This window comes from Pedobacter planticolens (assembly GCF_014172375.1).
Classification (GTDB): Bacteria; Bacteroidota; Bacteroidia; order Sphingobacteriales; family Sphingobacteriaceae; genus Pedobacter; species Pedobacter planticolens.
Map to the genome: position 1 here is coordinate 1,861,165 of NZ_WNXD01000002.1, position 25,984 is coordinate 1,887,148.

The window sequence follows — 25,984 nt, forward strand, 5'->3', positions numbered from 1 at the left end:
TGATGAAAAGGATAGTTATATGCATTTTGGTTTTATTGAACTTTTCTTGTTCAGATTCCAGTCAAAAGAAAGTTGATGACGCGATATCTAAAACAAGTGATAGCTTAGTTGCTAAACTTGATAAGGTAAATGATAGTTTAAAGGGCGTAAAAGAGAATATCGAGAAAAACATTCCAAAGGTTAAAATAGAGAAGTATCAAGAAATTCCGATTAGTTTACAGTGGATAAGTTTTGATAAAACAGGGTCTGCTAAATTGGTTAAGACCGAAAACAATTGGTATACTTTTAAAGGTGAACAGACTAACGACAGCAACGAATACCTAAAAATTGATGGTAAAATTAGTAGAGTCGATAAAAATCATATAAAGTTCATTGGCACTATTATCACCTATATAAAACACAATAACGGCGGTAAGCCATGTGAGAAAACTGGGGAACAAATTTTCTTGAAAAAGGATGGTCGTACCTATTACAGGTTACAAAATATGGAAAATTGTGGGGGAGGAAGAGTGGTTGATTATATTGATTTATATACTGTCGATACGTATTTATAAATGACTAATAAAACTGATGATAAGTTTTATACATCAGCCAGAAAGCGAAAGCAATTATGATAACCCCAGCAATCTTATTTAATTTCTTTAGTGCATCTTCTTTTATTCTATAACGTAATTTACTAGAATAATAGCTTTTTAATCCGTCTATGGTTAATTGGGTAGCCATGGCAATAAAAAAGCAGAATAGCTTCTCGTCTAGTGAGTTTAACTTGGCAGAGATAATTCCACTCACAATAATCCAAAACATGAGGGTAGATGGTGTTAGGATGCACATCAAAAACCCTTTAAGCAGGTAACCTCGTTTGCTTACCTTTATAAGGGTATTATCTTCGTAGTTGATAGAGACTTTTGAGTATAGGTAATAGATACCAACTGCAAATAAAAACAAGCCACCTACGATACCAACATATTTATCAAAGCTTTCTTGATATACTAAGAATTGACTTCCATAAAGTACAAGCCCAATTAAAAGAACATCGCTGATTATTACACCAATTGCTAATGAAAATCCGGCTTTGAATCCTTTTTCTATACTGGTCTTAATCATTGCAAAAAAAACAGGACCAGTTAAGAATGAGGAAATTAGCCCAGCTCCCATGCCCAATAAAATTGCTTCAAACATTAGCCTAACATATTATTTACGCTAATATGCGACTTTTAAAGCTAAAATCTATCCATTTTTTGGTTTGATTTTTCATTTAATTTTTTTCAATAGCACAATTATAACAGTCTTATTACTCGTTAAAAGCACCTAATGTCTACTGTGTAAAAATTACACTTTAGTAAGCAATAAATTTTATTTATGTTTAACAAACTAAATTTAAATTAGACTTACTTTAAACTCTAAATCCTAGTATGGAACAAAATTCACAAACCAAATGGGGACAGTTCATTCCCTTAGTTACTGTATTCTTTTTTTGGGGCTTCGTAGCAGCCAGTAATGACATATTAATTCCTGTATTTAGAAAAGCATTTGATTTATCACAAAGTGAGAGCCAATTAGTTTCTATCGCATTTTACGTAGCATATACAGTAGGTTCATTAATCTACGTGGGTATTTCTGCACTAATGAAAAAAGATTTAATTAACACAATCGGATACAAAAACAGTTTAGCATTAGGACTGACCATTTCAGCAGTAGGAACATTATTATTTTATCCAGCTGCAAATTTAGGTTCATTCCCTTTAATGCTTTCTGGTTTATTCATCGTAGCGCTAGGTTTTTCACTACAACAAACTGTTGCAAATCCACTAGCTATTGCTTTAGGGCCAATTAAGACGGGTTCGCAACGATTAACCCTAGCAGGAGGGATTAATAATTTAGGTACTACCATTGGACCTTTAATTGTGAGTTTTGCTATTTTCGGATCAATCTCAAGCGCCACAAACGATGTGAGCATTGAAAGTGTAAAAATTCCATATCTAATTTTAGGAGCAGCTTTTTTAGTAGTAGCACTCTTTTTAAAATTATCTCCACTTCCAGATAAACCGGCTTTAATTGAAGCCAAATTAGATGATAACACAATAAAAGGATCAGCATTAAAATACCCGCAATTGGTTTTGGGTATGATTGGTATTTTTGTATATGTAGGTGTTGAAGTATCAACAGCGAGTAATTTGCCTGCCTACATGGAAAAAGATTTAGGCTTTGCCATTAAAGATATTGCACCCTATATCTCGTTATATTGGGCAAGTATGATGATTGGTAGATGGACTGGTGCCGTTGAAGCTTTTACAGATAATGTTGGTACTCAAAAGATTTTAAGATTTATAGCTCCTTATTTAGCCTTCGCGATATTTTTAGGTGTTAATGCTGCATTTGGTCATGATTTGCAACCATTTTATGTATATGCTTTAATTATTCTAGTGTTAATTATTGCAGATTTTATTAGTAAAGGAAATCCTGCTAGAATGTTATTGATTTTTTCTGGTATTGGGATTTTGGCATTGCTAATTGGAATGTTTACAACAGGAATGGTAAGTGTGTATGCATTTACGAGCGTTGGTTTATTCTGCAGTACTTTATGGCCATGTATTTTCACACTTGCGGTAAGTGGATTAGGAAAACATACAAGTCAAGGTAGTAGTTATTTAATTATGATGATTATGGGTGGTGGTATTGTAAGCTGGTTACAAGGTTACGTTTCACAAATCCACTTTATTGGCATCCAATATAGTTATGTAGTAGGTATTCTGTGTTTTGCTTATTTAGCCTATTACGCATGGAAAGTAAGCGGAATATTAAGAGCCCAAGGAATTAGCTTTGACGAAAAGATGTCTGGTGGTCACTAATTAAAATTGAAATATTTGCAAAAGCTTCCTTCTTTTAAAGAGGGGAGCTTTTGTTTTTTATTGAAATCTTTAAAATATTTGCAATTATTCGTTAAAAGTTGTTTAAATGCATCTTCATATTGTTTCAAACAATATTTATTTTGCATATTTAGCCATTCAAAAACTAAACTAAACACAAATGAGCCAACCCACACACCAGCATCAAAACAATTTAAAAGCAATTGCGACAATTGGAGCACTATTCTTCATTTTTGGATTTGTAACCTGGGCAAACAGTACATTAATTCCATTTTTAAAATTAGCACTTAATCTAAAAACAGATTTAGAAGCATTTTTCGTAACATTTGCTTCCTATATGGCTTATTTCTTTTTGGCCCTACCTTCTTCTTGGATTTTGAAGAAAATAGGATTTAGAAATGGAATCATCGTAGGATTATTAATTTTGGGATTAGGTTCGTTAATTTTTATACCTGCGGCAGATACTAAAAGCTATGGTTTATTTTTAACAGGTATATTTATTCAAGGTGCAGCGTTGGCATTATTGCAAACAGCTTCAAATCCTTATATAAGTATTATTGGCCCAATAGAAAGTGCTGCAAAACGCATTAGCATCATGGGTTTGTGTAATAAATTTGCAGGTATAATTGTGCCTATTATCATGGGTTCTATTTTCTTGAAAAACTCTGAAGCCATTACAGCGAAAATAAATAATGTAGCTACTACAGTTGCCGAAAAAGAAGCGTTATTAACTGAAATATTAAACCGTGTACATACGCCTTACATTACATTGGCAATTGTCTTTACGTTATTTGCCATTGTTATTCGTTTCTCTAACTTACCAGAAGTTGATGTAGACAAAGAAGAAGTGGTAGCAGATGACGCAACACATACCGCAAAAACTAGTATTTTCCAATTCCCACATTTGTTTTTGGGAGCTTTCTGTATTTTTGTATATGTAGCAGCAGAAGTAATGGCGGGCGATATTATCGGTATTTACGCTAAGGAGTTTAACTTAAATTTATACATCACTACGGTTAAAATAACCGATACGATTACAATACCATTGTATTATACTACGCTTACTTTGGCGAGTATGTTGGTAGGTTATTTTATAGGCGTTTACACTATTCCTAAATACATTACCCAACAGGCTGCATTAAAAATATGTGCTATTGTTGGTTTGTTATTTACAATAGGTGCATTTGCTACTCATGGGTATACTTCGGTTATTTTTGTAGCATTATTAGGCTTAGCCAATTCGTTAATGTGGCCAGCTATTTTCCCATTGGGGATAAAAGGCCTGGGTAAATTTACAAAAACAGGTTCGGCAATTATGATTATGGGTATTGCTGGAGGCGCAATTTGGCCTTTAGTGTATGGTGTTTTAAAAGATAAATTACATGTTGATTTTCAGCTGGCGTTTTTCATTAGCATGATGCCTTGCTATTTATTCATTTTATATTTTGCTATGGCAGGACATAAAGTGGGTTTAAAAAATCTTCATATTGAAAAAAGAGCGTAGTAGTGAGTAAACCATCTTTCCAAAATATTTTCATGAATTTAGCATCAGACCTTGCTGCCCGTTCACATTGTGTGCGGGCACATGTTGGTGCAGTTTTAACAAAGGATACACGTATCATTTCTATCGGTTATAATGGTCCGCCGGCAGGTACACATAACTGCGATGAAGAATGGCCAGAAACTGGTTGTGCCAGAGATAGTAAAGGAAGTTGCTCTTTAGCTTTACATGCCGAAGAGAATGCTATTCTGTATGCCATAAAGAATGGTTCTAAAATAGAAGGGTCAACATTATATACCACACTTTCACCTTGTATTGCTTGTGCTCGATTAATTTTATCATCAGGAATTAAGAAAGTTTACTTTAAAGATTCGTATGCAGCTTACAAAGGTTTAGCAAGCGATGAAGGCGTAGATTTTTTAATCCGTTTTGGCGTTAAGGTGATGCAACATCAAATAGATATTTAGATTTTTGGTTGTTTAGATTTTTGGAGGCCTCTTATGCTTTGCCTCTAAGAAATCTCACATCTCATATCTCACATCTCATATCTAATTCCTACCTTTGCGCATGCTAGAAAAAATCATCATTCTCGATTTTGGTTCTCAGTTTACACAGCTTATTGCTCGTCGCGTTCGCGAACTCAATGTTTACTGCGAAATCCATCCATTTAATCATATTCCTGCGTTAGATTCTACTGTAAAAGGAGTTATTTTATCAGGTAGTCCATATTCTGTTCGTCAAGAAGATGCACCATTTGTAGATTTATCTTTATTTGCAGCGTATCCATTATTGGCAGTTTGTTATGGCGCTCAGTTTATAGCTCAGCAAAATGGGGGAGATGTTCAAGCATCATCAACTAGAGAATATGGTAGAGCAAATTTGAACTTTGTAAATAACTCGAATAAGTTATTTAAAGGCATCAACATTGATTCTCAAGTATGGATGAGCCATGGAGATACTATTAAAAATGTACCTGATAATTTCGAAATCATTGCAAGTACATCAGAAGTGAAAGTAGCAGGTTATCAAGTAAAAGATACTAATACTTATGCTATTCAATTCCACCCAGAAGTTACGCATAGTACAGATGGAAAGATATTATTAGAGAATTTCTTAGTAGATATTTGTGGTTGTTCACAAGATTGGACAGCAGATGCATTTGTTGAAACGACAATTGCAGAGCTTAAAGCCAAATTAGGAAACGATAAAGTAGTTTTAGGTTTATCTGGCGGAGTTGATTCGAGTGTTGCGGCGATATTATTGCATAAAGCGATTGGCAAAAACTTGCATTGCATCTTTGTAGACAATGGATTGCTTAGAAAAGATGAGTTTGAAAGTGTGTTGGAGCAATACAAACACATGGGTTTAAACATCAAAGGTGTTGATGCAAAAGAAAGATTTTTAAGTCAGTTAGCAGGTGTAAAAGATCCAGAATTGAAACGCAAAGCGATTGGCAGAGTTTTTATAGAAGTGTTTGATGATGCAGCACACGAAGTACAAGATGTAGTTTGGTTAGCTCAAGGAACAATTTATCCAGATATTATTGAATCAGTTTCTGTAAAAGGACCATCGGCAACTATTAAATCTCATCATAATGTTGGTGGTTTGCCAGATTTTATGAAACTGAAGATTGTTGAACCACTAAATACTTTGTTTAAAGATGAAGTAAGAAGAGTAGGGAAATCATTAGGGATTGAAGGATTTATTTTAGGTCGTCACCCTTTTCCTGGCCCAGGTTTAGCGATTAGAATTTTAGGTGATGTAACTCCAGAAAAAGTAGCTATTTTGCAAGAAGCAGATGCTATTTATATTAATAATTTAAAAGAAGCCGGATTATACGATAAAGTATGGCAAGCAGGCGCTATTTTCCTTCCAGTTCAATCTGTTGGGGTAATGGGCGATGAGCGGACCTACGAAAATGTAATTTGCCTACGTGCAGTAGAATCTGTTGATGGAATGACTGCAGATTGGTGCCATTTACCTTATAACGTGCTCGCAAAAATTTCTAATGAAATTATCAATAAAGTAAAAGGAATTAACCGAGTTGTATATGATATTAGTTCGAAACCGCCAGCTACTATTGAGTGGGAATAAATTTTGGCTGCTAATTTTTAGTGCTGTTTTAATTGCATCCTGTTCACCAAAGGTGAATACTGGTGTAACTAAACCAGTTAAAGAGATACCGCCAGTTGTAAAAGCAGAAAAACCTGTAAAGAGATTTACAGAAGCTGATATTTCCGTATTAATTCCTTTTAAGCTAAACCAGATCAATTTAGAAACGGCTACCAAAGCTCAACTAGATAGGTCAGATATGGCTATTGATTTTTATCAAGGAGTAAAGCTTGGAATAGATTCGGCTGCGTCTTTAGGTCTCAATTTTAAACTGAATGTATTTGATAGTAGAGATGATAATAGTCAGTTATCGGTTCTCCTTAAAAAGGGAAGTCTAAAGAATAGTAATCTTATTATTGGTCCTGTTTTTCCAGATGGGATAAAATACATCACGAATTATGCGATTGCAAATGATTTGGCGATCGTTTCGCCTTTAGCAGCAACAAAACCTAGTGATTTTAACAACCCAAAATTAATCTCCATTGTAAATAATATAGATCAGCATGGAGTTAAAATAGCCGATTATATTGCAGAACACTATCAGAGTAACAATGCAATTGTAGTTTTAATTAATCCTAAAAAAACGGCTGACGAGCAATTTGCAGCACCAATTAGAAATCAGTTTAAAGCGAAGTACCCATCATTTATTGTTCAGGAATTTACATCGGCCTATGCCTTTGAAACCAGAATGGTTAAAGGAAAACGATATGCTGTGGTAATTTGCTCATCAGAGATGTCTTTTGTAAAACCAAGTATTGATAAACTATTTAAGCTTAAAAACTTAAAGACTGCAGACTACGATATTAATCTTTTTGGCCACCCAAATTGGATGAAACAAACCTATAATATAGATCAATTACAAGGTTTAAATACTATTATAAGCGCATCTTATAAAATTGATTATAAAAGTACGGCGGTAATTAATTTCATCAAAAAGTATCGTGCTCAATTTAACTTCGAACCAAGTGAATATTCTTATAAAGGATTTGATATAGGATTTTACTTCGGGAAACTATTAGCTAAACATGGGGCAGATTACTTAGATTATTTAACAAAGGAAAAATATAAAGGCCTGCACAACTCATTCGAGTTTGGTTTTAATTCGCAATATGGATACTTTAACAAAGACTTAATGCTAGTGCAGTATAAAAATCTTAGCTTAAACACAGTTGAATAATAGCATATGAAGGTAGAGCATCACGTACGGGCATTTGAACAACTTTTAAAAAGTTATGATGGCGTGTTGCCTTTACATCGGTATTTGTTCACTTATTTTAAACAAAACAAACAAATGGGCTCATCCGATAGGAGATGGGCAACGCGATATATTTACAGTTTTTTTAGACTGGGCAAAGCATTAAGTAAACTAGATAACTTAGAAAGATTAGCAATTGCTGATTTTTTATGTCATGACACTACGAGTTTAATCATTTCAAAATACCTTCCGAAACTAGAAGAATCAATTTCGAAAGCTGTTAATGATAAAATAACATTAGTTAAAAAGAATTATCCAACATTTAAGCTTGAAGAAGTCTTTCCTTTTAATGTTGAGCTTTCGGATGGGATTGAGAAAGAGGATTTTTATCCAGCTTTCTTTGTTCAGCCAGATTTATTTATCAGAGTAAAAGAAACTCACATTCAAGCGGTAATTAATCAGCTAAAAGCGAATGAAGTTTCCTATAAAGAAGTTTCTTCAACTACTTTAGCTTTACCTAACGGGACAAAGTTAGAGCAAGTAATTAACGACCTAAGGCTATATCAAATTCAAGATCTTTCTTCGCAACAAACAGGTGCTTATTACGAACCTAAAAAGTACGATTATTGGTGGGATTGTTGTGCCGCATCTGGCGGAAAATCATTACTCCTACATAGCTTAGAGCCTAATATAGAACTTTTAGTGAGCGATGTGAGAGAAAACAGTTTATCGAATTTACAAGAACGTTTTCTACAATCGGGGATTAAAAAATATCATTTAAAAGTAATTGACCTTTTACAAAATAACGATCAGATCTTACACCACTACGAGTTTGACGGCATTTTATTAGATGCACCTTGTTCGGGTTCTGGAACGTGGAGACGTACACCTGAAATGTTGTATTATTTCGAGAAGTATAAAATAGAGAACTATGTAAAGCTTCAAAAAGCAATCGCTGCGAACGTAGTTAAATATCTAAAACCCGGTAAACCGTTAATTTACATGACTTGTTCTGTCTTTAAAGCAGAAAACGAAGATGTAGTTAACTATCTAGTCGATAATTTTGATTTGAAACTAGAGAAAATGGAATTGATAAAAGGTTACACCGATAAAGCAGATAGTATGTTTGTAGCTCGATTGATCAAGCAAGAAAAGGTTGGCTAGTGATGCCAATGTTTAAGTTTCTCTTTCAAATGCCTAATGGCTTCGAAGAGAATGGCTAATGCACCAATGATTACCGTAAATTGCTCAAAACTGTTCATTACAAATCAATTACAACTATAAGACCAATTTACTGAATATTTGTTACAAACTGGTATAATTCTAAATAATTTAACTACAGATGTACACAGATAAACACAGATAATTTATATCTGTGTGCATCCCTTTTTATCTGTGGTTAATATTTTTCTATGCTCTCCTTCGTCATTCCCGTGAAAACGGGCATCGTAAAGCGGTGAACAGGTTTAGTATTTACTTGCTAATTCATTACGATACCCAGTCGAGCTGGGCATGACGACCTTTTAATAAATTAAGAAAGTTAATTTTGAAATTACCTCGTCAATGTGAAAATAGTAAGATCGGGATTTTCTTTGTCTGCATCTTTTGATGGAAGAAAGTTAAATTTTGTCAATAGTTTAGTTGAACCCTGATTTTCGTTGTGCGTAAACGCTACTATTTTTTGAAACTGCAAGGTCTGAAAAGCATAGTCGATGACTGCTTCAATAGCTTCTTTCATAATTCCTTGCCCTTGAAATTTTGTTATCAATTCATATCCGATTTCGCAACTGTTTTGTTCGTTTGAAAAGTCAAAAAGGCAAATTGTCCCAACAAATGTTTTTGTACTTGTCAAGCTAATTGCCCAATAAATTGAGTTGTTATTTTTAATGTTATCATTAACACTATTGATAAAGTTTATTGCATCTTCAATTGTCTTGCTTGGAGCTCTGCCAAGGTATTTGTTTATTTCTGCGTCAGAACGCAACGCAAAAATATCTTGCTGGTCATCAGTAGATAATTCTCTAAGAGTTAGCCTTTCGGTTGTCAAAATAGGGAAAGGTGTGAAATTTCTGTTTATCATGATGTTAAATTTCTATGCAATATAATTAGTGGTGATTGAATTCCAGCCCTTGTTAGCGGAAGTCATTCAGCCTTTGTCGATAGCTTGATTCTTCTATAATATTGCCTTTGTTATCATATGAAATCGATGCAATGTTCTTAATTTTGTCTTTTAGATTGACATCTATTGTTCCTATAAGTTGATTTTTCTCATTATAATATTCAATGATTTGAATACCTGCACTTTTATAATTTGTAGCAATAATAGTAGTATTTTCTTGCCTGATTGTCTCTTTTACAGTTGAAGTATCCCCCTCGTTATTTATAGCGACAAAATCAGATTTGTTATTATTCTTCAAATTAAAGGTCGTTGTCTCTTTAAGATATTTTAATCCTTTTAAAAAAGAGTAGGTTTCTTTTTTGTATTGAACCCCATCCTTATAAAAATAAAGAACTTCTTCTTGCAATTTTCCTTGCTCGGTTACAATAGTTTTAGAGATTAAGTCGTTCTGATATAAAAATTCTTTCCTCGTAAGTAATGTGTCGAAACTTCTTAGCGCCTCTTTTTTTGGATTCTCAAAATCTGGAAGTTTTAGTCTAAGCCATCTTGTATCTAGACTTGTTTTCTTTCCATTTTCATAAAATGTCTTTTCGGAAAATGTAGTATCGTTTTCTTTATTAATTTTAAAATTACCTATTAAAGAATCCTGAGCATTATAAACTTTAAGTTCTTTATCTCCATTTTCAAGTTCTATTATTCTCTCTATCTTTCCCTTCTTGTTGTAAAAGAATTCTTTCGTGAAGACCATACTGTCTACAGCCTTTTCTGCCATGTAAGTATAGATTATAGATTTATCTATTTTAATCTTGCCATCAGTAAAGAATGTGTATTTATGAACCTGTTTCGTATTTACCTGGCTATTATCGAATATGAATTTTTCAATTTGGTCTTGTTGTCTTTTACAACCAAGAATTAATAGAAGGATTAGAGCGGTTACGGTTGGTCTCATATTTTACTTTATGAAACTAAAGATAATTTACTTAAAGTTTGTTACAAAGTTGTATTTGGTTAATAATATCATCATTCCCGTGAAAACGGGAATCGTAATGCGATGAAAAGGTTTAGTGTTTACCTACTAATTCATTACGATACCCAGTCGAGCTGGGCATGACGATCTTTCAAATAGTATGCTCTTAACTACAAACCCGTATTAGTCCTAAATAATTTTATCGCGATAGCTAAAAGAATAATACCAAATGCTTTTCTTAAGATGTTTAATCCAGTTTTACCGAAAAGCTTTTCAAGTCTATCTGTATTCTTCAATACAAAATAAACAAAAATCATATTCAGGATAATACCTACAATAATATTTTGAGTAGCATATTCTGTTTTTAAGGAAAGCAGGGTAGTCATTGTTCCTGCACCAGCAATTAATGGAAAAGCTAAAGGGACAATAGAAACGGTTTCTGGTGCATCTTCTTTAAAAATGGTTAAACCTAAAACCATTTCCATCGCTAAAGCAAAAATTACAAAAGAACCTGCAATAGCAAAAGATTCTACATCGACACCAATTACGCTTAATAATGTTTTGCCAGCAAATAAAAAGACAATCATTAAAGCTGTGGCAACAATAGCAGCCTTTTCAGACTGGATATGTCCGGCCTTTTTACGTAATTCAATTACAATAGGGATAGATCCTAAAATATCAATAATGGCAAACAGCACCATTGTGGTAGATAAAATTTCACTGAAATCGAATTGTAAATGTTCCATAATCGGGATGGTTTTATAACAAATGTAAGAGTTATGTGTAGATATTAATCTGAGTTCGATTAATAAAAATTGTTTTATTATAATTGTCGTCATTGCGAGTCTCCGATTTTTCATCGGGGCGAAGCAATCTTTCATGATTAGAAAGATTGCTTCGTCGCTGCGCTTCTCTCAATGACGATAGTCTTAGCGGCGGTGAGCTAAAAACAAAGATTCAGCTTCGCTGAGCACTCCGTAGTTCTTCACTATGGTCGAAATGACGCAACCGCTTTACAACCCTTCCCAAATCACAAATCCTTCCCAAGAACTAGGACTGGCCTTGAAGCATTCCGAAGGAGAACGCATTCAAACTTTTGCACTACCTTAAAATAACCACTACCCAAGACAGAAAGCAGTTCGATTTTTCATCGGACCTTTTTCTGTCGCCTTAAAAGTTTGGATAGCGTAATCCGAGAAATGATTCAGAGCCTTGATTTTTTGGTTACTTTTTCATCAAGAAAAAAGTAACTTGATCCTTCGGCTATCAAGAGCCGAGGCAAGCCAGAGCGTTGGGAGAAAGAGAGATCCTTCGCTACGCTCTGGATGACAAGATATAAACAAAAAAAGCCTCCTCAGTTTTAACTGAGGAGGCTTTCATACTATTAAATTAAATTATTTTGCTTGGATATTTTTCGCAGTTGCGATTCTATATCCATATACTAACACGTGTACCACAGCAAAAACCAAAGAGAAGTAGTATAAACCTACATCTGCTTTAACAGTAGCATCAGTTTCCATTGCTTGTATTGATAATTGGTGATGTAACACAGCTACGATAATTAGTAAAGCAGCTAAAACTAAACCAACATAAGAAACCACTTTATTGCTTCTAATCAGCGTTGTTACTTTATTATCTGATAATAAACTGTTTTTAATACCATAGAATAAGTACACGTTGATACCAATAATCATCCATACCAATAAACGAACCCAAGTATCAAGTGGTAAGAACACCATCATACCTAAACACACCAATACACCTAAAATAGGGATAAGTGGAACCAAAGGAACTTTAAATGCTCTAGGCAAATCTGGCATACGTTTTCTTAAAATCATAACACCAATACATACTAGGATAAATGCGAATAAAGTACCGATACTTGTCATTTCACCAACTACACGAGCTGGAACGAAAGCAGCGAATAAACTCACAAACACCATAAACAATAAATTGCTTTTTGATGGAGTACCGAATTTAGAGTGTACACTTGAGAATACTTTAGGGATTAATCCATCTTTACTCATAGAGAAGAATACTCTTGATTGACCCATTAGCATTACCATGATTACAGAAGCATAACCACCTAAAATAGCTAAGATAATTGCTTTGTTTAACCAAGGATAAGCTGGAGTTACAAGACCTGCAGCATTTTTAACACCCATGTTATCAATTGCAACAGCAACTGGAGCAATACCATCCTGACCTTTAAATAAATCGTAGTTAGCAACACCTGTCATTACGTGAGCAAACAAGATATATAGAATAGTACAAATAAATAGAGAGACTAAAATACCGATAGGCATATCTTTTTTAGGGTTTTTTGCTTCCTGCGCAGCAGTAGAAACGGCATCAAAACCGATATAAGCAAAAAACACAATTGCAGCAGCTCTAATTACACCACCCCATCCGTTAGTGAAAAACCCTTCGTGTCCAGGTTTATCAGCAGGAATAAAGTAAGGAGAATAGTTATCTGCATTGATATATTTCCATCCTAAGAAGATGAAGATTAAAACAATTACAACTTTAACAGCTACAATTACACCGTTGATTACTGCAGATTCTTTAGTTCCTTTAATTAAGATTAACGACATTAATACCACAATAAATACTGCAGGTAAATTAAACATACCCGATACTGATGTTCCATCTGCCAATACCGCAGTATCAAATGGCGACATTACCACCTGGGCGGGTAAGTGTACATTAAAGTAATCGAGGAATTTGACCAGATACCTGCTCCAGCTAATTGCAACCGTAGCGGCACCAACAGCATATTCAAGTACCAAATCCCATCCAATAATCCAAGCGATAAACTCGCCCATGGTAGCATAAGAATACGTATAAGCACTACCAGCAACTGGTATCATCGATGCAAATTCTGCATAGCATAAGCCAGCAAAAGCACAACCAATAGCTGCAATAATAAATGAAATGGTAATTGCAGGACCAGCATTGTTAGCTGCCGCAGAGCCTGTGATAGAGAATAGTCCGGCGCCAATAATAGCACCAATACCCAAAGCAACTAAATTTACGGGGCCGAGGGTCCGCTTCAGTGTGCCTTCTCCGCTCTCTTCTGCTTCTTTTGTAAGTAAGTCAATTGACTTTCTAAAATTCATAGTTTAAGGTTTAGTTAAAGTGTTTCTATAAGTTTTCAGTTTTATTAAATATAGGTTCAAACCTAAATAAAAATAATGTAAAAATAAAGGGGATTTTTATCCAAAACCCCCTTTACTTAGTAACATTTAAAAGATATTAACGTTTGATAACGGTATCAATTTCATTTGTTATGGTATCTATCTTTACTGTTCCCAAAGAATCAACAGTTTTCATCATTTTAATTATTTCTTTTCTTACTTGTTCTGTCCCTTGTGCATTTGAAGGACTAATAGCAATATAAGGTGCAATAACTAAAGAAACGATAGACATTAATTTAATCAAGATATTCATTGATGGACCTGAAGTATCTTTAAATGGATCTCCAACAGTATCACCAGTTACAGAAGCTTTATGTGGTTCTGATTTTTTGTAAAACATCTCCCCATTAATCTTAACACCTTTCTCGAAAGATTTCTTTGCGTTGTCCCAAGCACCACCAGCATTAGATTGGAAAATACCCATCAATACACCAGATACAGTTACACCAGCTAATAAACCACCTAAAATCTCGGCAGAACTCACTGCTGGAAAAACACCTTTAAAGCCAAAACCTACAATAATTGGAACCAATAAGGCAATCGCCCCTGGCAACATCATTTCACGAATGGAAGCTTTAGTAGAGATCGCTACACATTTTTCATATTCTGGTTTCGCTTTGTATTCCATAATTCCAGGAATTTCACGGAACTGACGACGAACTTCTTGTACCATATCCATTGCTGCTTTACCAACCGCGGCAATACACAATGCTGAGAAGATGAAAGGGATCATTGCACCCACAAACAAACCAGCCAAAACAGGAGCTTTGTAAATATCAATCGCAGAAATACCTGCCACACCAACAAAGGCAGCAAATAAAGCTAAGGAAGTTAATGCTGCTGAAGCAATTGCAAACCCTTTTCCAGTTGCTGCGGTAGTGTTACCAACGGCATCTAAATTATCTGTACGTTCACGAACTTCTGGAGGTAATTGGCTCATTTCGGCAATACCACCTGCATTATCTGCAATTGGACCGAAAGCATCGATGGCTAACTGCATGGCTGTAGTTGCCATCATACCCGCTGCTGCAATAGCAACCCCATATAAACCTGCAAATGAATACGAGCAAATGATACCCGCTGCTAATACTAAAATTGGTGCAACTGTAGATTTCATACCTACCGATAAACCACCAATAATATTTGTCGCGTGACCTGTACCAGACTGTTGAATAATTGAATTAACCGGACCTTTGCCCATTGCAGTATAGTATTCGGTAATCACACTCATTAAAGTACCCACCACTAAACCAACAAGAATGGCATAAAACACATCCATGCTAGTAAAATCAACACCTCTTAAATGTAAGGTAGCTGGCAACATTAATTTCACAATAAAGTAAGAAGCAACAGCTGTTAATGCAATTGAACTCCAGTTTCCTAAGTTTAACGCAGTTTGTACATTAGAATCTTCGCCTTTAATGCGAACGAACCAAGTACCAACAATAGAAAATAGAATTCCCAAGCCGCAAATTACCATTGGCAATAAAACCGGAGAGAAACCACCTAATCCATCTGAATATATTCCGTTCAATTTTTCAACAACAATTTCTTGTCCCAAAACCATGGTTGCTAAGATGGTAGCTACATACGAACCAAATAAATCGGCACCCATACCAGCCACATCACCTACGTTATCACCCACGTTATCTGCAATAGTTGCAGGGTTACGCACATCATCTTCCGGAATACCAGCTTCAACTTTACCCACTAAATCTGCACCAACATCGGCAGCTTTAGTATAAATACCACCACCAACACGAGCAAATAAAGCAATAGATTCAGCACCTAAAGAGAAACCAGTTAAAACTTCAATGGCAGTTCTCATTTCGGTACTGTTTGGCGCAATCACATGAAATACTTGTAAGAAAACAATAAATAATCCGCCTAAACCTAGTACAGCTAAACCAGCAACACCAAGTCCCATTACGGTACCACCAGTAAAACTTACTTTTAACGCTTGTTTTAAACTAGTTCTTGCAGCTTGCGTAGTACGAACGTTTGCTTTTGTAGCGGCTTTCATGCCAATAAATCCAGCAAATGCTGAGAAAAAAGCACCTATAATAAAGGCTACGGCAATAATCCAGCTCGAGTGCATTGCTACACCATTAATTTCATGAATGGTACCCGAATACGCTAAAATAGCAGCGGTAAAGGCAACGAAAATGCTCAACACTTTCCATTCTGCTTTTAAAAAGGCCATTGCACCATCGGCAATGTAGCCAGCAAGTTCTTGCATATTTGCATCACCTGCATCTTGTTTGTTTACCCACGCACTTTTCACAGCCATAACCAGAATACCGATTAGGCCCAATAGAGGGATGGAATAGATTAAATTGTCTTGTAGAAAATTCATAGTTTAAGTTTATATTTTGCTTTGTTTAGTTGTGAACCTTAGCTCCATCTGTCCGTTTTAAAATTAGATAAACAGATGAAATAAAAATAATACATGGATTGCAAAAATAAGCGTGTTTAGCTAATAACCAAATTTTTATGTAAATGATTGTCAACATTTTTTCTTTTTACGTAATAATCTGAACCTATCCTCGTTCATCGCTATTCCTTTTATATTTTATTTGCTATATATTAGCCTTAACTAAACTAAACAAAAAACTAAAAATTGATGGAAAACCAAAAAGAAGAAGGTGCTGTAAAGAGAAAATTAGGCCTATTTGATGCTGTAATGTTGGTAATGGGGTCAATGATTGGCAGCGGTATTTTTATTGTAAGTGCTGATATCATGAGGAATTTAGGTTCAGGATATTGGTTAATTGTTGTTTGGATAATAACTGGGGTAATGACAATAGCTGCTGCAATTTCTTATGGAGAACTTTCGGCTATGTTTCCGAAGGCTGGTGGGCAATACACTTACTTAAAAGAAATCTTTGGAAAGATGATGGGGTTTCTATATGGTTGGGGTATGTTTACTGTAATTCAAACAGGTACTATTGCTGCTGTTGGAGTTGCCTTTGGTAAATTTACAGCCTATCTCATACCAACATTAAATGATGCTGCACCAATTTTTCAAAGTGGTGGCTATAAAATTACCTGGATACAGATTTTGGCTATTGTCGTTATTCTGCTTTTAACGTATATCAATACTAAAGGTGTAGAAGGTGGTAAAATATTACAAAACATTTTTACCGGATCTAAAATCGTCGCTTTAATTGGCCTAATTGTTTTAGGTTTCCTTTTGGTGAAAACTAATTTTTGGAGCGGGAATATGGGCCTTGGCTGGAAAGCATTTAATAATCTGAATACAGATGCAGCTGGAAACTTTATAAAATCTGGATGGCAATCTATTTCTGGAATGACCATTATGGGAGGCATTGCAGCTGCAATGGTAGGTTCTGTATTTTCTAGCGTAGCTTGGGAAAACGTAACTTTTGTTTCAGGAGAAATAGAAAATCCTAAAAAAAATATAGTACGTGCTATGGTTTTAGGTACTTCTGCAGTGATGATACTTTATTTATTAGTCAATTTTGTTTACCTCAATACGTTAAACAGAGATGGAATTGCTTTTGCAGTTAATGATAGGGTTGCTGTTGTCGCTTCCGAGCAAATTTTCGGTAGCGGTATAGGTACAATAATAATGGCAGTTTTAGTAATGATTTCAACATTTGGTTGCATTAACGGTTTGGTACTTGCAGGCTCAAGAGTTTTCCAAACCATGGCCAAGGATGGGATGTTTTTTAAAGCAGCGATTACGAACAACAAAAATGGAGTTCCAGAAAAATCACTTTGGATGCAAGGAATTTGGGCTGCAGTTTTATGTTTAAGCGGACAATATGGTAATCTATTAGATATGATCTCTTTTGTTATCGTACTGTTTTACATGATTACTGTTTTTGGTGTAATTTATTTAAGGATAAAGCAACCTAATTTAGAAAGGCCTTACAAAACATGGTTATATCCGGTTACACCAATAGTTTATTTATTAATTGGTGCCTCATTTTGTATTTTACTGCTAATGTATAAACAACAATATACTTGGCCTGGTTTGATCATTGTTTTATTAGGAGTTCCTGTTTACTTTTTCATTAATAGAAAAAAAGCAGTTTAAAATGATTTAAGAATTAACAAGATTAGTTAAAGGATGGTAAGGTTAGTTTCTTGTCATCCTTTTTTGTTTGGTAAATGAAGGCTTTAACTAAAAACTTATAAAAGAAAATATTTAATAATCGGATATGAAACGTATATATTCGTTTATAAACGCATATGTGTTCAAGTTGCGCATATTTACAAGTTAGCTGGCATTTTACATACACACCCTAGAAAAGAAAATATGCACTTTGATCCAACAAACAATTATGGCGACACCGACCTGACAAATGACGATAATTTAGTTCATTGGAAATTTGGTGAGCTCATAAAGAACTTAGTAACTCTTTCAAGTTCGGCAGAGCGACAGGCAGAAATAATTGGCATTGGAGCAATTTGTGATGAAATGGCAATTGACTTTGATACCTATTTTACACTTGAATATCAGGAGTATTTAGATAGTGGACTTTTGACAAGTTCTCAAGTTGAGAAACTCAAAGAATTGGACAAATATTTTGAAGAGCAAAGTGGTGACAAATCGCTTGATTTTTGGGATGACTTTCTTTTGGAAACGAGTTCAGAATGGCAAGATGTTCGACAAAAGGCAAAGACCATACTTGAAACATTAAATATGCAAGACTTTACTATTGAATTTGACAGAACAGAGAAATATAAAAAGACAAATAAAGGCGAACGATTAACTATGCAAACGACAAAAACAAGATTAATAAAACAACGCTAACGCACGCCTGTGGCATGTGAAATAATAATAAGATTTAAAAATTAAAGAACCTTGAGCCGGAAATATAAATTCCATAATAAAGAAGGATTATACCTTTTTTAAAAGGTACACGTCACAGACGTGCACCAGTAAGCAGCTAAACAACGATACAACAATGATGAAACATTTAATGACCATATTATTTGTACTGACCATAAATACAACTTTCGGACAGATGGTTTACGAACCACAAATTCTCATACTTGCGCCAAATGTGACAAGATACGACAAAGCATTTGACAAAGAAATTTCAAACTATAACAATGAAATAAAGAAAAATACAAATAATTCAGAACAGGGCCAAGCACTTAATTCTCTCGATTTTAAGAAGCAACCCGAGAACATACAAATTATCACAAAGAGTGAAATAGAGTTTTCTAAAGACCTTGATTTTTTCAAAAAAACAAGTTTTATTTCCGAACAATTTTTGGTGTATCGCTTCTTTGAAAAATTCCCTAATCTATTAATAAAACTTAAAGACATTAAAAGTAATGGCACATTGGGCGAATTGAAAACACATTCCGAAAAGGAAAAACTACAATATGTTTTAAATTTCGCTTCAATTGAACTATACAAAGAGAATAAAATTAACTACGCAAAAATTACGGTGCAACTTTATGACAATGTTTCAAATTCTATAATTCTTGACAAAACATACATTGGCGACTGGAATAATCCTGGTTTTGAATTTGCTTGTGCAGACAAAACAATTAATTGCACCATAAATAATGCACTATCTCAAGCGTTAGGAGAAGTTATTTATACCATAGCATCAAATAGCCCTACATTAAAAAGAGAAAAGCAGTTACAGCGGGAAAGATTTGATGTTTTAATGAATAGCTATTTCAATCAACCTTTTGATAAGCAATTAGTTAAAAGTATTATTTCTCCTATAGACAGCAATATTAATGTTGACATAGTTTATCAAGCACTATTCAGTACTGACAAAAGTAAATTTGTTGCATTCTTTTTAGAGCAAGTTTCCGCACAAGACTTCAAGACATTGAAAGACAATAAAAAAGATAAAAATGTAAATATCATTTCAAGTAAAGACATAAAAGATGAAGGATTTTTAGATGACATTCCAAAAACTTACGGATATATAGTTAAAGGTTTGAAGTACAAAGACAAATGGTATTATGAAAAATCCAACGTGACATATTTTGATGCAAAGACATTAACTGATGGTCAACAAGAATTCTTTAGTAACCTACAACAATGGAATTTCTTCAAAGAAAATTCAACAGGATTTAACTCAGACTTTTGGGAAACTGAACTATTTAAGAAAGTGCTCGATCTAAAACAAAACCCCGACTGGGAAAGATATGGAGAAACTATTTGGAAGACGGATGAAATAAACAACAGACCTTATCTTGGTTTATATGAAATTGTTGCAAACAAAATGCGAAAGGAGTTAGAAACGGAAAATTCCGAATTTAATAAAACCAAAGAAGAATTATTTGCGCAGTTTTATCTAAAACTGAAGTCTAAAAATCCAGAAACTTATTATAAAATATCTGAGCATTCTTTAATCTATCCAGCAGATAAATCAATTGTGATTAATCCAACTTTGATAACAAGCAAAGCTGGAAAAAAGACAATCCACTATTTTGTAATACGAGGTAACCAAAATAATGTTTTTGAATGGACTTATTTTGAACCCAAAATAGTAACCGACAACTTATATGGGAGCCAAGTTGTAGAACAAATAAGTACCCTAACAGAATGGAATTTTTCAGTTGATAATTTAAACGATACTGAATTTTGGAACAAATATGTTTTATTAAAGTCGGATGACACTTATAAGTATCTAAAAGTAATAAAATGATAAACATTGAACTCACAGACGTGCACCAGTAAGGAGAGCTAAAAATAAAAAGAAAGATTTAGCTTCACTGAGCCCAAGGCTAGCGCACACCTGTGGCGTGTGAAATAATAGTAAGATTTAAAAATTAAAGAACCTTGAGCCGTAAATATGAATTCCATAATAAAGAAGGGTTATATGTTTTAAAAGGGAATTCTTCCTTGACCGTTCCAATCTTTTAGAAGATAACCACAAGAATATGAAGAAACTTCAAATACTATTAATCCTTTACTTATTGTCCTTTCAAACAGCATTTGCTCAAACAAAAAAAATAGAAGGTGACACAGCTTGGTTTAAAAGAGACAAAGAATTTCAAAGAACTTTAAATTTAAAGGATTTTGAAAAATCTTCTGATGAATTCAATTTCAGATTTCAGAATCTTGGACAAGTAATTGAAATTACAAAAGATAGTTCTAGTATTGATGGTTATATAACGAATTACATATATCATACTAAAAAATCAACTAGAAATAAAACTGAAACATTATCCAATAAAATAACTTTATCATCCGAACAAGCTAAAAGTATTTACAACATTGTTCTAAAATCTAAAATTTTAAATTTACAATCTGACAATAAGATAAAAAATTGGAAGAAGGGTTTTGACGGTATAACTTATGTCATTGAACATGCTGATAAAAAAACATACTGGCTAAAAAACTATTGGACACCATCTGCACAAGACTCTATTCCAGAAGCATTAATGATTCTTAATTTTGTAAAAAAACTATCTGACACATTAAATCTAAAAGAAACATATACAACATTTAAAAACGACTTGCCAAAAAATGGATGTTATAATTCAGGAGGAATGACAAATGTTTGTTATGTCTCAAATTCTTTAGAATTGGGTTATAGTGGAGCAACAAGATTACCATTAGGGTTTTACACTTCTTATAGTGCCTCATATATTGGCAAAACACAAGTAAATTCTGGCATTGCTTTACAATACAATTTTGACAACAGCGGGTTTCATCATTTGAATTTCCAAACATCCAAATGGAATATATTCTACAGAAAATCGAATTTTTCTGATTTTATTGCTTATAACTATCAAAATAGAAGACTTGACATAGATAGAGTAAGCAATAAATTCCAAAATCATCAAATCAAATATGGTTTAAACCTGAAAAATAATTTTGGTGTCGGAACTGGATTAGATTACTTAATTAATGGTTATGAAAAAATCGGAGGACATTTATACGCTTTTAAATGGTTTTCTCAGCCAAATGTCAGTGCTACATTAACTTCTTCTATATTTGATAATCAAATAAATTACAAAGCGGAAATAATCAAATCTTTTAGCCTAAACCAAAAGTTGCTCATACATCGGATTTCTTTAGGATTGGCCTATGAAGATTTTATGGATTATAAAGATTTGTATTTTAAGGTTCAAGTATTATTCTAAAACCAAGGCTAGTACGCCTGTGGCGTGAAATAATAGTAAGATTTAAAAATTAAAGAGCCTGTAAGCCCTAAATATAAATCCCATAATAAAGAAGGATTATAGGCTTTTAAAAGGTACACGTCACAGACGTGCACCAGCAAAGAGTCCTTATACTACAACTGAAATATGAAAAAAATATTTTGCCTGATTGCTACCATCCATTTTTTTTATTTTAATGCTACAGCACAACGAATAGATCGAATGTTCAAAATCAATATAGAAGAATCGAAATTACAATTCACTATGCCAGATGGCTTTAAGGAACTTGACTCAGGCTTAGTAAAAGAAGTATGCGATGGAAAAATTAGCCCGCTTATAATCTATAGAATAGCCAATAGAGACACCTCTGTTATTATTGGCTATTCTATCCTTAATCTAAGGGTGCCATTATTGAATACAACTACGACCCGATTTCGGCTCAATAATACAGTTAAATATTTAGCAGATACTTCCAAACACCCCATTGAAAGATTTGAGGCAAAAAAGTTAGCATTATATAACGCTAGTGCTGGAGGTATTTTTTATAGAAAGTGTGAAGTGATAGCTAACAATTATTTGCATAAATATGTTTATCTAAATAAGGACATACTAACCGAAGATACCTTTACAGGTATCCGAGTGATTATTAGTTATTATTATACTCCTCAACATAAGAATGATATTGGTGATATTCTTGTGGAAACTTCTAATCACTTAAAATTTAGATAATCTAGATATCACAATATACAGCCCCAAAGCTAGCGCACACCTGTGGTGTGTGAAATACGAGTAAGATTTAAAAATTAAAACCCCTTAAGCCGTAAATATAAATTCCATAATAAAGAAGGAATATACGTTTTTTAAAAGGTACACGTCACAGACGTGCACCAGCAAAGGTGGCGTGTGAAATAATATTAAGATTTTTTTAAACGTTACATGTCACAGAAGTGCACCAGCAATTTGGGATTTCATTTGCAGAACCAATTATATGGAAACAAACCTGAAGGAGCAAGTTTTTGATATTCTTTGTATTCACCTTTGCCATTCTTTTTATAAATGTAAAGAAACTTAGCACACGGTGCCTTATATACCGAGTCTCCTATCGATACACCTTCATCAGCCATTATCGAATAATTCCAAAATGAAACCTTCTTTCCATCTATATCATATAACTTTAGTTTCTTGGTTGGGGTAATACTAATATTTTTTATCACAAAATCATAACCAGAAATAAACTCTTTTTTACAATGGATAAAGGTATTTATCATTGTAATAATTAGTATAAAAAATATTACTATTACTATAATTATATGCTTTTTTCTAACCACCATGTTCTATTTATTTTTTAAATTGTGTCTTGTCCTGAAATAGGTTTACAGATTAGGTTAGTTTGTTTCGTTAAACATATCTACAACTTTACGATTTTTATTGTAATAATTCTTCCAAAGCTTTTTTGTCTTTAGTTTTTTTTGAAGTACCTAGTTTGGGCTTCCAAGGCTAGCGCATGCCTGTGGTATGTGATATAATAGTAAGAAAAGGTACACGTCACAGACGTGCACCAGCATGAAGGTGAGCTACAAAAGAAAGGTCCTTCGACTACGCTCAGGATGACAAGCATGGCGGTAAACATGGGGGCAATAACACGACCACCTTACAACCTTCCCAAAACCACTACCACTCCCAAGAACGAGGACCGGCCTTGAATCATTCCGAAGGAGAACGCATTCAAACTTTTGCACAATCGGAAACCAACCACTACCCAAGACAGAAAGCAGTTCGATCCGATACTTATCGGATTTTCATCGAACCTTTTTCTGTCGCCTTAAAAGTTTGGATAGCGTAATCCGAGAACCACGAAGTGCTCTTGAGGACAAAAAACAATATGTAATACCGAAAAAATGATTCGCAGCCTTGATTTTTGTTAAACTTTTTATCAAGAAAAAGTTTAGAGCCACTCGGCGGCGGTGAGCCGAGGCAAGCCCGAGCGTGCGCTAAAAAATAAAACGAAAGGTTTCTCCGCTACGGTCGAAATGACGCGACAGGTAAACACTCATGAAAAGAAGAAGGCCAATCAGTGGCTAACCGAGGCAAGCCAGAGCGTGAGCTAGAAAATAGATCCTTCGCTACGCTCTGGATGACAAACATGGGAGTAAGCATGCAAATAGGAGATTGCCACGACTTGAGAAAAACAAGCCTCGCAAAGACGGACATGGGGGCAAGCTCAAGCGTTGGGAGAAAGAAAGGTCCTTCACTTCGGCTAAAAGCCTGTGTTGAGCGAAGTCGAAATACTCAGTGCAAGCTAGCTCAGAATGACAAGTGTGTAAATAGAAATTGCAAAAGCAAGAAAGATTGCTTCGTACCTCGCAATGACGCGACAGTCTTACAACCCCTCTCTTGCCTCAACCACTACTGCACCATCCTTGAAATAATATCAGAATCTGCCATTTGTCCTTTTCTGCCAACAGCTGTGATACGACCATATAAACGGACGCCACTTTTTAAGCCCTTAAAGGTAAACTGACAAGAACTGAAAGGTTGGGTTTTCCATTGACTATCTGCTGTAGGCAATTCATCTGTATGCTGGAAATTATAACTCAACGCACCTTTTACGGCTTTGCAAGAGAAAATCAATTCTCCTGGGTTAGCTCCGTCGCTCAAAGAAAAATCTATTGGATTTTCTATGGCACTGCTACCTTCACCTTCTTTAGCAATATCAAAACCACTACTGATTAATTGAGCTTTATCGCCATTGGCTTGAGAAGAAATATCTAATGCCATTTGGCGCATATCGGAGATCAAAGTTAATCTCGTTTGATTTTTTAAAGCAATCTGTTGTCGATCGCCTGTAGCTGCTTTGTTCAGCGATAAATTGAACGCAGTTACATTGGAAGTAAATTGCGCCAAGGATGGCGTTGTCGTTGGAAAATAGGCATTGTTTGTTAATGCATCTAATACAGTTTGTGCTTTCAAGTTCAATTGTGCATCCGTTAGTTTCGAATAACTTAAAATTAATTTAGAGATTTTCATGTTTTTCATATTAAGACAGGGGTGAATTCCCCTAAGCCACCACCAAAGTAAATAAGGGAATACGATTGCACAATAGGCTCATACATAAAGGGATAGTATGCGTATCATTTTAACCTATTCGGGTAAAAGCAGCATAAATAGGGTGTAAATAGTCGAAATTTGTTGTTTTTGATTTATCCATAGACAATTCGCTACAAAACCTGTTTAATTTGGTCAAACCCTGTAGTTTTAAGTACGTTTCGATACAGAAATTTGGTTTTTCCCGATGGGAAATGTCAATCTCCCATTACGCAAAGGACATTTCCCATCACGCAAAAGACATTTCCCATCACGCAAAGGACATTTCCCGTTACGCAAAGGACATTTCCCATCACGCAAAAGACATTTCCCGTTACGCAAAAGACATTTCCCATCACGCAAAGGACATTTCCCATTACGCAAAGAGCTTTTCCCATCACGCAAAGCTCTTTTCCCATTGGGAAAAAGCAAAAGATACAGGCGAAAAAAATCCAACCCCTAAAATTTAAGGGTTGGATCTTTTTAAATAGTCCTAAAAATGATTGACTTAGGGGAATAACCGCTTAGCGATATCATCTACCGAAACGCCAAGGTAATTACTTAAATGAAAAATGGTGAGTGGCCTTTTCTCTTCTATATTCATTACTAATTTAATTTCACGGTGTTTGAGATAAGAACTTCTTGACTTCTCATCATACCCGTACCAGCGCATAATGTCTGCAGGGTAAATAATTATTCGGTCTTCTTGAATTTTCATTGGTAAGCGTTTAGATTAAAATTAAAGTACCATAACGCAGCCTTTCTGTTTTTATTTAAGGTGAAAAAGAATTTAACATTAGTTAACATAGCAATTGCATCAACTGATATCT

General features: G+C 34.4%; 21 protein-coding genes. 12 read left to right on the forward strand and 9 right to left on the reverse strand.

Annotated elements, in window-relative coordinates; translation table 11 throughout:
• The first annotated feature begins 2 nt into the window (after positions 1–2).
• Entirely contained in the window at positions 3–554 is a 552-nt protein-coding gene (locus GM921_RS17090) for a hypothetical protein (protein ID WP_182923834.1), read from the forward strand.
• A gap of 4 nt (positions 555–558) precedes the next feature.
• On the opposite strand, the gene GM921_RS17095 is transcribed toward GM921_RS17090, so the two are convergent.
• Positions 559–1,179 (reverse strand): LysE family translocator, encoded by a 621-nt coding sequence (locus GM921_RS17095; RefSeq protein ID WP_182923835.1) that lies wholly within the window; start codon positions 1,177–1,179, stop codon positions 559–561.
• A gap of 233 nt (positions 1,180–1,412) precedes the next feature.
• On the opposite strand from GM921_RS17095, the gene GM921_RS17100 reads away from it, so the two are divergent.
• The 6 genes from GM921_RS17100 to GM921_RS17125 all read left to right on the forward strand — a co-directional run bounded on the left by GM921_RS17100 (position 1,413) and on the right by GM921_RS17125 (position 8,839).
• Positions 1,413–2,849, forward strand: a complete 1,437-nt coding sequence (locus GM921_RS17100; protein ID WP_182923836.1) for an MFS transporter — start codon at positions 1,413–1,415, stop codon at positions 2,847–2,849.
• Between the two features lie 178 nt (positions 2,850–3,027).
• Entirely contained in the window at positions 3,028–4,371 is a 1,344-nt protein-coding gene (locus GM921_RS17105; RefSeq protein ID WP_182923837.1) for a sugar MFS transporter, read from the forward strand.
• 32 nt (positions 4,372–4,403) lie between these two features.
• Positions 4,404–4,835 (forward strand): deoxycytidylate deaminase, encoded by a 432-nt coding sequence (locus tag GM921_RS17110; protein ID WP_182923838.1) that lies wholly within the window; start codon positions 4,404–4,406, stop codon positions 4,833–4,835.
• A gap of 100 nt (positions 4,836–4,935) precedes the next feature.
• Positions 4,936–6,462, forward strand: coding sequence for a glutamine-hydrolyzing GMP synthase (guaA, locus tag GM921_RS17115; protein WP_182923839.1), 1,527 nt, complete (start codon positions 4,936–4,938; stop codon positions 6,460–6,462).
• Positions 6,419–7,657: an ABC transporter substrate-binding protein gene (locus GM921_RS17120; protein WP_182923840.1), complete on the forward strand. Its 1,239-nt coding sequence runs from the start codon at positions 6,419–6,421 to the stop codon at positions 7,655–7,657. Before guaA ends, GM921_RS17120 begins: the two co-directional genes overlap by 44 nt.
• A 6-nt stretch (positions 7,658–7,663) precedes the next feature.
• Positions 7,664–8,839, forward strand: a complete 1,176-nt coding sequence (locus GM921_RS17125; protein ID WP_182923841.1) for an RsmB/NOP family class I SAM-dependent RNA methyltransferase — start codon at positions 7,664–7,666, stop codon at positions 8,837–8,839.
• A gap of 388 nt (positions 8,840–9,227) precedes the next feature.
• On the opposite strand, the gene GM921_RS17130 is transcribed toward GM921_RS17125, so the two are convergent.
• The 5 genes from GM921_RS17130 to GM921_RS17150 all read right to left on the reverse strand — a co-directional run bounded on the left by GM921_RS17130 (position 9,228) and on the right by GM921_RS17150 (position 16,314).
• Positions 9,228–9,755 carry a GNAT family N-acetyltransferase gene (locus GM921_RS17130; RefSeq protein ID WP_182923842.1) on the reverse strand — a complete coding sequence of 176 codons (528 nt, stop codon included), beginning with the start codon at positions 9,753–9,755 and terminating at the stop codon, positions 9,228–9,230.
• 52 nt (positions 9,756–9,807) lie between these two features.
• Entirely contained in the window at positions 9,808–10,743 is a 936-nt protein-coding gene (locus tag GM921_RS17135; RefSeq protein WP_182923843.1) for a hypothetical protein, read from the reverse strand.
• A 188-nt stretch (positions 10,744–10,931) separates the two neighbouring features.
• Positions 10,932–11,507 carry a MarC family protein gene (locus GM921_RS17140; protein ID WP_182923844.1) on the reverse strand — a complete coding sequence of 192 codons (576 nt, stop codon included), beginning with the start codon at positions 11,505–11,507 and terminating at the stop codon, positions 10,932–10,934.
• Between the two features lie 648 nt (positions 11,508–12,155).
• Positions 12,156–13,880, reverse strand: a complete 1,725-nt coding sequence (locus GM921_RS17145) for an amino acid permease (RefSeq protein WP_182923845.1) — start codon at positions 13,878–13,880, stop codon at positions 12,156–12,158.
• 136 nt (positions 13,881–14,016) lie between these two features.
• Positions 14,017–16,314 carry a sodium-translocating pyrophosphatase gene (locus GM921_RS17150; protein ID WP_182923846.1) on the reverse strand — a complete coding sequence of 766 codons (2,298 nt, stop codon included), beginning with the start codon at positions 16,312–16,314 and terminating at the stop codon, positions 14,017–14,019.
• A 267-nt stretch (positions 16,315–16,581) separates the two neighbouring features.
• On the opposite strand from GM921_RS17150, the gene GM921_RS17155 reads away from it, so the two are divergent.
• The 5 genes from GM921_RS17155 (at position 16,582) to GM921_RS17175 (ending at position 22,799) form a co-directional block, all read left to right on the forward strand.
• Positions 16,582–18,021, forward strand: coding sequence for an APC family permease (locus GM921_RS17155; RefSeq protein ID WP_182923847.1), 1,440 nt, complete (start codon positions 16,582–16,584; stop codon positions 18,019–18,021).
• Positions 18,022–18,243: 222 nt separating this feature from the next.
• Positions 18,244–18,741 carry a hypothetical protein gene (locus GM921_RS17160; RefSeq protein WP_182923848.1) on the forward strand — a complete coding sequence of 166 codons (498 nt, stop codon included), beginning with the start codon at positions 18,244–18,246 and terminating at the stop codon, positions 18,739–18,741.
• Positions 18,742–18,895: 154 nt separating this feature from the next.
• Positions 18,896–20,608 (forward strand): hypothetical protein, encoded by a 1,713-nt coding sequence (locus GM921_RS17165; protein ID WP_182923849.1) that lies wholly within the window; start codon positions 18,896–18,898, stop codon positions 20,606–20,608.
• 235 nt (positions 20,609–20,843) lie between these two features.
• Positions 20,844–22,052 carry a hypothetical protein gene (locus GM921_RS17170; RefSeq protein WP_182923850.1) on the forward strand — a complete coding sequence of 403 codons (1,209 nt, stop codon included), beginning with the start codon at positions 20,844–20,846 and terminating at the stop codon, positions 22,050–22,052.
• 165 nt (positions 22,053–22,217) lie between these two features.
• Entirely contained in the window at positions 22,218–22,799 is a 582-nt protein-coding gene (locus GM921_RS17175) for a hypothetical protein (protein WP_182923851.1), read from the forward strand.
• Between the two features lie 239 nt (positions 22,800–23,038).
• On the opposite strand, the gene GM921_RS17180 is transcribed toward GM921_RS17175, so the two are convergent.
• From GM921_RS17180 to GM921_RS17190, 3 genes are all read right to left on the reverse strand, one after another.
• A complete protein-coding gene (locus GM921_RS17180; RefSeq protein WP_182923852.1) occupies positions 23,039–23,338 on the reverse strand; it encodes a hypothetical protein in 300 nt (99 codons plus the stop codon).
• A 1,138-nt stretch (positions 23,339–24,476) separates the two neighbouring features.
• A complete protein-coding gene (locus GM921_RS17185) occupies positions 24,477–25,097 on the reverse strand; it encodes a hypothetical protein (RefSeq protein ID WP_182923853.1) in 621 nt (206 codons plus the stop codon).
• Between the two features lie 565 nt (positions 25,098–25,662).
• A complete protein-coding gene (locus GM921_RS17190; protein ID WP_182923854.1) occupies positions 25,663–25,872 on the reverse strand; it encodes a hypothetical protein in 210 nt (69 codons plus the stop codon).
• Positions 25,873–25,984: the final 112 nt, after the last annotated feature.

What these genes read in the sequence shown, in the direction of transcription:
- GM921_RS17095 (WP_182923835.1), bottom strand. Translation starts at nt 1,179, where the DNA reads ATGTTTGAAGCAATTTTATTGGGCATGGGAGCTGGGCTAATTTCCTCA.
- GM921_RS17090 (WP_182923834.1), top strand. Translation starts at nt 3, where the DNA reads ATGAAAAGGATAGTTATATGCATTTTGGTTTTATTGAACTTTTCTTGT.
- GM921_RS17180 (WP_182923852.1), bottom strand. Translation starts at nt 23,338, where the DNA reads ATGATAAATACCTTTATCCATTGTAAAAAAGAGTTTATTTCTGGTTAT.
- GM921_RS17110 (WP_182923838.1), top strand. Translation starts at nt 4,404, where the DNA reads ATGAATTTAGCATCAGACCTTGCTGCCCGTTCACATTGTGTGCGGGCA.
- GM921_RS17100 (WP_182923836.1), top strand. Translation starts at nt 1,413, where the DNA reads ATGGAACAAAATTCACAAACCAAATGGGGACAGTTCATTCCCTTAGTT.
- GM921_RS17155 (WP_182923847.1), top strand. Translation starts at nt 16,582, where the DNA reads ATGGAAAACCAAAAAGAAGAAGGTGCTGTAAAGAGAAAATTAGGCCTA.
- GM921_RS17165 (WP_182923849.1), top strand. Translation starts at nt 18,896, where the DNA reads ATGATGAAACATTTAATGACCATATTATTTGTACTGACCATAAATACA.
- GM921_RS17185 (WP_182923853.1), bottom strand. Translation starts at nt 25,097, where the DNA reads ATGAAAATCTCTAAATTAATTTTAAGTTATTCGAAACTAACGGATGCA.
- GM921_RS17130 (WP_182923842.1), bottom strand. Translation starts at nt 9,755, where the DNA reads ATGATAAACAGAAATTTCACACCTTTCCCTATTTTGACAACCGAAAGG.
- GM921_RS17145 (WP_182923845.1), bottom strand. Translation starts at nt 13,880, where the DNA reads ATGAATTTTAGAAAGTCAATTGACTTACTTACAAAAGAAGCAGAAGAG.
- GM921_RS17190 (WP_182923854.1), bottom strand. Translation starts at nt 25,872, where the DNA reads ATGAAAATTCAAGAAGACCGAATAATTATTTACCCTGCAGACATTATG.
- GM921_RS17125 (WP_182923841.1), top strand. Translation starts at nt 7,664, where the DNA reads ATGAAGGTAGAGCATCACGTACGGGCATTTGAACAACTTTTAAAAAGT.
- GM921_RS17170 (WP_182923850.1), top strand. Translation starts at nt 20,844, where the DNA reads ATGAAGAAACTTCAAATACTATTAATCCTTTACTTATTGTCCTTTCAA.
- guaA (WP_182923839.1), top strand. Translation starts at nt 4,936, where the DNA reads ATGCTAGAAAAAATCATCATTCTCGATTTTGGTTCTCAGTTTACACAG.
- GM921_RS17150 (WP_182923846.1), bottom strand. Translation starts at nt 16,314, where the DNA reads ATGAATTTTCTACAAGACAATTTAATCTATTCCATCCCTCTATTGGGC.
- GM921_RS17140 (WP_182923844.1), bottom strand. Translation starts at nt 11,507, where the DNA reads ATGGAACATTTACAATTCGATTTCAGTGAAATTTTATCTACCACAATG.
- GM921_RS17160 (WP_182923848.1), top strand. Translation starts at nt 18,244, where the DNA reads ATGCACTTTGATCCAACAAACAATTATGGCGACACCGACCTGACAAAT.
- GM921_RS17175 (WP_182923851.1), top strand. Translation starts at nt 22,218, where the DNA reads ATGAAAAAAATATTTTGCCTGATTGCTACCATCCATTTTTTTTATTTT.
- GM921_RS17135 (WP_182923843.1), bottom strand. Translation starts at nt 10,743, where the DNA reads ATGAGACCAACCGTAACCGCTCTAATCCTTCTATTAATTCTTGGTTGT.
- GM921_RS17120 (WP_182923840.1), top strand. Translation starts at nt 6,419, where the DNA reads ATGATATTAGTTCGAAACCGCCAGCTACTATTGAGTGGGAATAAATTT.
- GM921_RS17105 (WP_182923837.1), top strand. Translation starts at nt 3,028, where the DNA reads ATGAGCCAACCCACACACCAGCATCAAAACAATTTAAAAGCAATTGCG.